We start from the raw sequence: 6,000 nt of genomic DNA, 5'->3' as shown, positions 1-6,000 counted from the left end.
GGTCCGCAGCTCCTGTTGGAGCCGGCTGCGCTCGGAGAGGTCCTGGTCCTTCCACACCAATCGCCCATGCAACTTCAGCGACGAAAGCGGCTGGGCGCGTGGGCGTGTGGGGGCACGCCCCTGGACGAAGACGTGGACGCGGCGTGCGCGGGGCTGTTGCCCGGTGATGTCGCCATCACCGAGTACCTCAACGACCCGGTGGGAACGGACACGGGCCAGGAGTACGTGGAGCTGCACAACCCCACGCGCGGCCCCGTGGACCTGTATGGGCTGACGCTCTACGCGTCCCGCGCGGATGGCTCGCAGGAGACGGCCTATGCCGTCCTCGAAGAGATGACGGTGGCGGCGGGAGACTACCTGGTGCTGGGAGACGTGCGCGACGGGCCGGTGCCCGCGCATGTGGACCACGCCTATGGCGACGGGCTGGGGGCGTTGGGGAACTCGGGCGGACGGCTGGGCATCCGGTGCGGTGAGCGGGTCCTGGACGAGGTCTCGCTCTCCGCGCCCGCGAAGAGCGGGGCGTCGCGCATCTACGACGGCCGCCTGGTGCCTGACATGGCGGGGAACGACGACCTGGCTCGCTGGTGTGACTCGCCCGACGCCGGTGCCGGCGGGACGTTCCAGGGGAGTCCTGGCGCCGCGAACGCACCTTGTGGCCCCGTGGGCGACGCGGGTGTCCCCGAGGACGCGGGCGTGGTGGCGACGTGCAGGCCCGCGGGCGCCGATGCCGTGAGACCTGTCCTGCTTCCGGCGCCTGGAGACCTTGTCATCACTGAGTTCATGGCCAATCCGCGTGGCGACGACACGTTGGGTGAGTGGGTGGAGCTGCGAGCCACGGCCCCCGTGGACCTCAACGGCGTGACGCTGGTCGCCGAGGCGGGTGAGGCGACGGTGAAGGCGGAGGGTTGCCTGTCGCTCTCGGCGGGGGAGTACGCGGTGCTGGCCCGTCGCACGGATGCCACCCTCAACGGAGGGCTTCCTCCGCCCATGGCGACGTTCAACATGGACCTGCGCAACGCGGGCGGCCGGTTGCAGGTGAAGGCCGGGGGCGTGGTGCTCGACGCGGTCGATTACGGTCTGGCGGTGGATGGCGTGGCCACGCAGGTGTCCGCACCGCTCGCGGATGCTGTCCAGAATGACGCGCCCTCCGCGTGGTGCGCAGCCACGGCCGCCTATGGCTCGCGCGGCAACATGGGGACGCCCGGTCGTGGGAATCGTGTCTGTGAGGGAGATGGGGGCACGCCGGGCGGCGTTGGCGACGGTGGAACCTCCGATGGCGGCGTGGACGCCGGGACGCTCGAGGACGGATGTATTGACCGGACCACCGGAAGGACGCGTGCGCGCAGGGGGCCCGATGGGGGCTCGCTCGTCCTCACCGAATTCATGGCGGACCCACAGGCGGTAGCGGATGCCACGGGGGAGTGGGTGGAGGTGCTCGCGCTGCGCGACGTGGACCTCAATGGTGTGTCGCTGTCCAACGAGAGCGGAGGCCGCTCGACGTTCGACTCGGCGCTGTGTCTGGCCGTGAAGGCAGGAGGCCGCGCGGTCCTGGCGCGCAGTGAGGATGCGTCCCTCAATGGCGGGCTGCCCGCGGTACTCGGCACCTTCAACTTCAACCTGGCGAATACAACGGGCAGCCGGAAGCTCGAGCTCTCGCTGAAAGGGCGCGTGCTCGACGCCGTGTCGTGGTCCGGCGCGGCCATCCCAGGTGTGTCCTCACAGCTCGACCCCGGGCGCAGTGACCCTCAACGCAATGACTGGCCCGGGAGCTTCTGTCCCGCCCCCGAGTCGGCCCGTTATGGCCGGGGAGACCGAGGCACGCCGGGAGGGGTGAACCGCGCATGCGCGCTTTGATGAAAGGTGCGTTGGCCTGTTTGCTGGCGGCCTGTGGCGAGGGTGACGCGGAGGTCTCTTGCGGCCCCGCTTCAGGACGGGTGGCGGAGGTCCTGGACGGGGACACGGTTGTCCTGGAGAGCGGCGAGCGTGTTCGCTACCTGCTCGCGGATGCACCGGAGCGCACGGGCGCGGGCGGTGACTGCTTCGGTCCGGAGGCGCATGCCTTCAACCGGGGCCTCGTCGAGGGCAGGCGGGTCACGCTGACCTATGGCGAGGCGTGCGAGGACCGCTTCGGCCGGCTCCTCGCCTACGTGTCCGTGGAGGAACGCGAGGTGAACACGCTGTTGGTGGAGAGAGGCCATGCTTGCGTGCTCCACGTTCCTCCCGCGGGCCGTTCGAGACGCGCGGAGTTCCAGGCACTGGAGGCGCAGGCCCGGCTGGCGAGGCGCGGCGTCTGGGGGGCCTGCGCGCCCGTCCCCTGTCAGCGGTGAGCCACCTGTCGGACGAGGCTCCGCCGTGGCTGTCTCTCCCGCGAGGCATCATCCGAGCCCGACTCGGAGACGGGCAGTCCCGCCGGGGGATGGGATGTATCCCAATGATAACAGCCACGCGCGGCCCGCATGGAGAGGGCGGGCGTTCCTGGTTGGGGGGCTGGTGAGGACATGCCAGGGCAATCATCGACCATGAAGGCGCGCGCATGAGTCCAAGCGTCACGCCGACGCTCTCGCTGCCGGACGTCTTGGATGTCCTGCGGGAGGACATCACCCGGCGCTTGATGGCGGGGGTGGGCGCCGCGCTCGGAGCGCTCGCGCCCCTGGCAATCGCGGAGGCGGGGGCCCTCCACAAGCTCGTGGGGCGGCTCGGGGCGCTGCTCCGAACCCCTTCCATGGCGGCGCGGCTGGCGGAGGCTCGCACCCTGGGCCGTGAGTATGGACGTGAGCGCTACCTGGCCGGCTTCGGCATCAGCTCGCTGGTGCTCGAGTATGGCGCGTTGCGCGAGGCCATCCTCGAGAGCCTGGAATGCGTGGGCTGGGTCCCCGAGCTCGCGGGGCTGCGCGCGCTGACCCAGGTGCTCGACGCGGGGCTGGTGGAGGCGGTGGGCCAGTCCTCCCTGGAGGACGAGCGCACCGCGCGGGCGACGGGGGCCTGGCTGCACGGGCTGCTCGACCACGCGCCGACGCTCATCTACGCCAAGGACACGGCGGGCCGGTACCTCTACGTGAACCACGGTTTCGAGAGGGCCTCCGGCAAGCTCCGGCGCGATGTGATGGGGCGCACCGACTTCGACCTGTTCTCCGCGGAGGTCGCCAGCACCTTCACCGGCAACGACCGGCAGGTGCTGGACTCCGGCCAGCAACTCACCATTGATGAGCACGTGCCGCTCCTCGATGGGTTGCACGTCTTCCAGAGCCTCAAGTTCCCCCTGCCGGACGCGCAGGGGCGTGTCGTTGGCGTGTGTGGCTTCTCCACCGACTTCACCGAGGCGAAGCGGCTGGAGCGCGAGCGGGACGAGGCCCGCGAGCACCTGCGCCGCATCGTCACCCAGTTGCCCGTCATCCTCTGGGCCACGGACGCGCAGGGCATCATCACCCTCTTCGAGGGCGAGCGGCTGAGCGCGCTGGGACTGGAGCGAGGCGCCTACGTGGGACGCTCCGCGTTCGACGTGTACCGCGACCGGCCGGACCTCGTGGCCGCCACGCTGCGCGCCCAGGAGGGCCAGTCCTTCACCCTGGAGGTGGAGATGGCGGGCTCCTATTTCATGACGGGCGTCTCCCCCGTCATCGGGCCCGACGGCAGCGTGGTGAGCGTTGCGGGCGTGTCGCTGGACATCAGCGAGCGGCGGCGCGCCGAGGAGGTTCTGCGCCAGTCGGAGATGCGCTACCGGCTGGCCACGCTGGCGACCAGCGACGTCATCTACGACTGGGACCTGGACGCGGGGACCATCGAGTGGAGTGAGCTGGCCGCCGTCCAGTTCCGGCTGGCCTCGCGCGCCCCGCCGCGGGACCTCGCGTGGTGGACGGAGCACATCCATCCGGAGGACCGCGAGCGGATTGCCCGGGACATGCAGGCCGTCATCGACCAGGGCGCGAGCCATTGGGCGGACGAGTACCGCTTCCTGCGCGGGGATGGCACCTGGGCCGTGGTCGCCGACCGGGGGCAGGTGGTCCGGGACGCCGAGGGCCACGCGGTGCGCATGGTGGGCGCCATGCAGGACATCACCGAGCGGCGGGCCACGGAGCTGGAGGCGAAGCAGCGCGCGGAGTTCGAGCAGCTCCTCATCGGCATCGTCAGCCATGACCTGCGCAACCCCCTGGCCGCCATCAGCATGTCCGCCACCGCGCTGCTGCGGCGGGAAGGCCTGGATGAGCGGCTGCGCAAGGGCCTGGGCCGCATCCTCTCCAGCGCGGAGCGCGCCACGCGCATGCTGAGGGATTTGCTCGACTTCACGCAGGCCCGGCTGGGCGGTGGCATTCCCATTGAGCCCCGGTGGCTGGACCTGCACGAGCTGACCCGGCAAGTGGTGGAGGAGGTCCGGCTCACCCGCCCGGAGCGGACGCTGAAGCTGGAGTGCCGGGGAGACGGCTACGGGCTGTGGGACGCGGACCGGCTGGCCCAGGTCATCACCAACCTGGTCAACAACGCGCTCAGCTACAGCCCGGAGCACTGCCCGGTGCGCATCCGCACGCATGGGCTGCGCGACGACGTGCTGCTGACCGTCCACAACGCGGGCGGGCCCATTGAGCCGGAGCTCCGGGCCCGCATGTTCGAGCCGATGAAGCGCCCGGAGCGCAAGGGCGCCCGGGGTGGCGGACTGGGGCTGGGCCTCTTCATCGTGAAGCACATCGTGGATGCCCACGGCGGCGTGGTCCGCGTCCACTCCACGGAGCAGGAGGGAACCACGTTCCAGGCCCGCCTGCCCCGCCAGCCCATGCCGCCTGCTCGCCCGGACGTCGACGCTCCGTGACACCGTGACGCTTGCTCCAGGGGGCCCAGCCCGGCTAGCACTGGGTCCGTGGTGACACGTTTTCCCTGGAGGGTTTCATGAAGAAGGTCCTCATCGGACTGGGCATCGGCTGCGGTGTCTTCATCCTGGCGGGCATCGGCTTGATGCTGGCGGGTGGCATCTGGGCCAAGAACAAGTTCGGCGGCAGCATCGAAGCCATGCAGACGATACAGGCCCAGGAGCAGGAGCTGACACAGCTCAATGCCAGCAATTCATTCAAGGCGCCCCCGGAGGGGCAGGTGTTGCCGTTGGACGAGCAGCGGCTGCTGGCCTACCTGACGGTGCGCGAGTCGGCGCTGCCGGCCTTCAAGGCCTTCGAGGCGAAGTCCAAGGAGTTCGAGGCCCAGCACGCGGGCGACGGTGACGAGAAGCCGGGCTTCAACGCGGCCGTGGACGCCGCGGGCCTGTTCATGGGGCTGATGGCGGACGTGCGCAAGGCGTACATCGCCGGCCTCAAGGCGCAGGGGATGTCGCCCGCCGAGTTCCAGAGCATCACCACCACCGTCTACGCCTCCATGGTGGCCGACAGCCTGGACCAGCTTGGCGCCGCGGCGGAGCAGGGCCGGAAGATGATGGTGACGCAGCTGGCCGAGGTCGACAAGCGGCTGGCGGACGGCTCGCTCGCCGATGAGGAGCGTGCGCAGTTGGAGGAGGCCCGGGCGCAGCTCCAGGAGACGCTGGACGCGATTGAGGAGCCCGGCGCGAACGAGGAGCAGCCGCTGTCCGAGGCATCCAAGAAGGCGGCCACCGCCAACGTGGAGCTGCTGAAGAAGCACAAGGAGCGCGTGGAGCTGATGGCCAACGTGGCCTTCGACGGCTTCGTGCTGGGCGGTGCCGGCGCCGACGGTCAGGCCGCGGGCCTGGAGTAGCCGTTCCGCCGTATCAGGGGCGTTCCCGGCTCAGGCCTCCCGTTTCACGGGGGCGCCGGGCCGGGACGCCGCAGCCCCTGTGTCGAGCTTGACGATGAAGGACTTGTCGTAGACCGCCTGTGTCACCGGTGGTCGCCTGGCGTTCCCGTGGGAGCCCGTGTTGCCGGACTGCTCGGCCGGGTCCACCGCCAGCAACACCCGCACCACGGCCCAGAAGACAATTCACATCCAGGGCGGCACGCTCCGCATGGCGGAGTCAACCGATGCATGCCTGCCTCCGCGCGGGCGTGC

Annotated in this window: 5 protein-coding genes; 4 read left to right on the top strand and 1 reads right to left on the bottom strand. The window is 70.3% G+C overall.

The genetic code is table 11. The features are described 5' to 3' along the window. Positions 1-66: 66 nt before the first annotated feature. The 4 genes from FMP39_RS18350 (at position 67) to FMP39_RS18335 (ending at position 5,709) form a co-directional block, all read left to right on the top strand. Positions 67-1,854, top strand: a complete 1,788-nt coding sequence (locus tag FMP39_RS18350) for a lamin tail domain-containing protein (protein WP_141591647.1) — start codon at positions 67-69, stop codon at positions 1,852-1,854. Next, complete coding sequence (locus FMP39_RS18345) at positions 1,842-2,327, top strand: thermonuclease family protein (protein WP_228558093.1); 486 nt, start codon at positions 1,842-1,844, stop codon at positions 2,325-2,327. The genes FMP39_RS18350 and FMP39_RS18345 overlap by 13 nt, the downstream gene beginning before the upstream one ends. Before the next feature lie 206 nt (positions 2,328-2,533). Next, positions 2,534-4,801, top strand: coding sequence for a PAS domain-containing sensor histidine kinase (locus FMP39_RS18340; RefSeq protein ID WP_141591645.1), 2,268 nt, complete (start codon positions 2,534-2,536; stop codon positions 4,799-4,801). 77 nt (positions 4,802-4,878) lie between these two features. Beyond that, positions 4,879-5,709 carry a hypothetical protein gene (locus FMP39_RS18335; protein WP_141591644.1) on the top strand — a complete coding sequence of 277 codons (831 nt, stop codon included), beginning with the start codon at positions 4,879-4,881 and terminating at the stop codon, positions 5,707-5,709. Positions 5,710-5,739: 30 nt separating this feature from the next. On the opposite strand, the gene FMP39_RS18330 is transcribed toward FMP39_RS18335, so the two are convergent. Further along, positions 5,740-5,916: a hypothetical protein gene (locus FMP39_RS18330; protein WP_228558092.1), complete on the bottom strand. Its 177-nt coding sequence runs from the start codon at positions 5,914-5,916 to the stop codon at positions 5,740-5,742. Positions 5,917-6,000: the final 84 nt, after the last annotated feature.

The sequence above is a fragment of the Myxococcus sp. AB056 genome, from assembly GCF_006547365.1.
GTDB classification, from domain to species: domain Bacteria; phylum Myxococcota; class Myxococcia; order Myxococcales; family Myxococcaceae; genus Myxococcus; species Myxococcus virescens.
This window is presented reverse-complemented; position numbering and strand designations above follow the sequence as displayed.

Coding starts and splice junctions, on each gene's coding strand:
- FMP39_RS18350 (WP_141591647.1), top strand. CDS start 67: ATGCAACTTCAGCGACGAAAGCGGCTGGGCGCGTGGGCGTGTGGGGGC.
- FMP39_RS18345 (WP_228558093.1), top strand. CDS start 1,842: ATGCGCGCTTTGATGAAAGGTGCGTTGGCCTGTTTGCTGGCGGCCTGT.
- FMP39_RS18340 (WP_141591645.1), top strand. CDS start 2,534: ATGAGTCCAAGCGTCACGCCGACGCTCTCGCTGCCGGACGTCTTGGAT.
- FMP39_RS18335 (WP_141591644.1), top strand. CDS start 4,879: ATGAAGAAGGTCCTCATCGGACTGGGCATCGGCTGCGGTGTCTTCATC.